The sequence below is a fragment of the Photorhabdus tasmaniensis genome, assembly GCF_011189505.1.
GTDB lineage: Bacteria > Pseudomonadota > Gammaproteobacteria > Enterobacterales > Enterobacteriaceae > Photorhabdus > Photorhabdus tasmaniensis.
In genome coordinates this window covers 1-1,728 of record NZ_PUJU01000138.1, presented here as the reverse complement: position 1 = coordinate 1,728, position 1,728 = coordinate 1, and the positions used below count along the sequence as shown (strand labels likewise).

The window sequence follows — 1,728 nt, the reverse complement described above, 5'->3', positions numbered from 1 at the left end:
TTGTGCACCTAATAAACTCAAAAGCTCATGGTGGTAAGATTGCATTCCTGTCACCATTTTATGTTCTTGAAATTCAAAGGTGCTGATCCCTTCAAAGGCCAGAAACACCCAACGCGCGGTGGGGGATTGTGTCGGTTTGTTCTTCATATCGGGGAAAAACGGCACACTTTGTTTCAATTCATGGCGAATTTTATGCTCCAGCGCCGCATAAACCATGAGACAACTGGTCATCACCATTAACAGCGCTTCTATCCGCTCCGGTTTTTTCAGGAAAATGGCAGACGTCAGGAATTCCCGGCTTTTCAGGAATCGAAAACCCCGCTCCACCGTTTGTTGTGCCTTATAATTAGCCAGTAACGCCGCCATATCAAGCTGTCCTTCATCCTGTTCATTGGTCGCTAAAATAAACCTCCCGACCCGCAATCTGGCCTGTTTCACATTGTTTAACCGGGTATAAACCTGACCGGCTAATTGATAATGAACCGATTTGGGGGGGTGATGCTTGCCGGGTTTCCCGCGCCCCGCATACGCGGTAATCGCCTGAATTTCCGGCGAGGCGATGCCGATAAACTGACATTGAGACTCAAAATCATGCAGTGCCTGTAAGGCATCTTCCCGGCAGGCAAAGGATTTTTTGCCCAGTTTGTCGAACTGTTTAGACTCGTTTTCTGTTTCCCTGAGTGTGTTTTTCCGGAAAGTCTGGTTTTCACGTTTTTCTGCCGCTGTACTGTTCACCAGTAACCAACGCTGAGGAACACCGCCATACGATGACGTCACCCAGCAGCCTGAATAGCCCTCACTGATGGGGCTGAATTGCTCTGCTGTCACGTTCAGGAGATGCTGTTTAGCTTCCTTGATAGTCAAGGGAACGCGCGTAATAAATCGTTGTTTTTGCTGATGAAGAGAAGCGAGCGCGGCTTCAGTATAAAGTGCGGCATCGGCCACAAAGTAGCGGCTGTTTTGTGCCGCCTTCAGGCATTGAATATGGGTTTTGATCGTCTGGGCAAAGGCTTTGGCATCATTCGTATTCCCGCTCATGGCCTGCATGTAGACAGGGATACCTGCCTGATTTTCGCAAATCAGTTCAAGGACAACCTGGTTCAGCTCGGGCCGGTGATCCCGGCTATAACCCGGCACTAGCGCAATGCGTTTTGTGTCATCTCCCAACGCGCTGTCATAGTCACCATCGACATGAAAACTCGTGATATCCAAATGAACGGAATTGGGATTTAACCCCAATTTATCAACCACTTGCTCAGCAAGCACCTGATAAACTTCCGACACCCCCGCTTCATATAAGGCATCCAGTGTACGGCCGAGCACATCATCATTAAGGTGTTCAGCTTCAATGTCAGCGCCAATTAAACGCGCAATCGGCTTATGTTGAAAAAAGCCGGAAAACATGTGCAACGTTCGGCTGTGAAACCCCAGCCCGTTAAGGATCATCGCCAGAAAAGCGTCGCCGTGAGAGACAGTATGCGATGAATATTTTGGGATAATGGCATCAATCATGCGGGGTAAACCGGCTTCATGACAAAAAGCGGCGATAAGGCCAAGATGATCGAGACGTTTAATGGCAGGTACAGATGTGGACATATTGGCTTTCCGGCAAATAAAAGTAATAGATCAAAATTGGCGATTGCCGTCAATCCCACTAATGTCATCAATACAAAAAACCTGTGTAAGATCACATTATTTTTAAATCATAAATACGGTGCGGAATGACGG

The 1,728-nt window shown here is 47.7% G+C and carries 1 protein-coding gene; it reads right to left on the bottom strand.

Annotated features, from left to right (window positions below; translation table 11 throughout):
- Positions 1-1,596, bottom strand: a 1,596-nt coding sequence (locus C5471_RS23135; RefSeq protein WP_166296556.1) for an IS1634 family transposase, incomplete at its 3' end; no start/stop codon positions are given.
- Positions 1,597-1,728 lie beyond the last annotated feature (132 nt).